Source organism: Vibrio sp. YT-15, from assembly GCF_033337445.1.
In the GTDB taxonomy this organism is placed as follows: Bacteria; Pseudomonadota; Gammaproteobacteria; order Enterobacterales; family Vibrionaceae; genus Vibrio; species Vibrio alginolyticus.
Window position 1 is genome coordinate 1 of the sequence record NZ_JAWOQR010000185.1, and the last position, 1,019, is coordinate 1,019.

Here is a 1,019-nt window from a genome sequence, read left to right on the forward strand (position 1 = left end):
CTTGGTTTAGTGCCTCAAGAATTCAACTTCAACCAATTTGAAACAGTTGAGCAGATCGTCATTCAACAAGCGGGTTACTATGGTGTTTCTAAAATTCTGGCAAAAGAGCGAGCCGAAAAATACCTGAAGAAGCTCGATTTATGGGAGAAGCGCAAAGAGCGTGCTCGAAACTTATCGGGTGGTATGAAGCGTCGTTTGATGATTGCTCGCGCGCTCATGCACGAGCCAAAACTGCTGATTTTGGATGAGCCGACGGCTGGGGTGGACATTGAGCTACGTCGTTCAATGTGGGATTTCCTCAAAGAAATCAATCAGCAGCAAGGGATCACTATCATTCTTACTACGCACTATTTAGAAGAAGCGGAAATGCTGTGCCGCAACATAGGCATTATCAATCGCGGCGAGTTGATTGAAAACACAACCATGAAAGCGTTGCTCAGCAAGCTCAGCGTAGAAACCTTTATTCTAGATATCGAGACTGACGGGGAAGTGCCTGAGTTGAATGGTGTCAATCGTCAAAGCTTAATCGATGGCTCATTAGAAATTGAGTTAGATAAAAGCCAAGGTCTCAATGCGGTGTTTGCTCAATTAACGGAACATGGCGTGAAAGTGCTGTCGATGCGCAATAAAGCCAACCGATTAGAAGAACTGTTTGTCAGCATTGTCAGAGAGGGGAGCAAGTAAATGTACCAACTGTATTGGACGGCATTTCGTAGTTTGCTGGGTAAAGAGGTGACGCGCTTCTCGCGTATTTGGGTACAAACTTTGGTGCCACCAGCGATTACGATGACGCTGTACTTCATCATCTTCGGTAATCTGATCGGTTCTCGAATTGGTGAAATGAGCGGATTTAGCTACATGGAATACATCGTACCGGGTTTAATCATGATGTCGGTGATCACCAACTCGTATTCAAATGTCGCATCTTCATTCTTTAGTGCAAAACTGCAAAAGAACATCGAAGAGTTGTTGGTTGCACCTGTGCCAAACTACGTCATCATCGCAGGTTATGTCATGGG

General features: G+C 44.9%; 2 protein-coding genes. Both read left to right on the plus strand.

Annotated features, from left to right (window positions below; genetic code table 11):
* On the plus strand, positions 1-684 hold a 684-nt coding region (locus R7D93_RS26185; RefSeq protein WP_318129667.1), incomplete at its 5' end, for an ABC transporter ATP-binding protein.
* Positions 685-1,019 (plus strand): ABC transporter permease (locus R7D93_RS26190; RefSeq protein WP_318129668.1); only part of this gene is annotated, 335 nt, incomplete at its 3' end.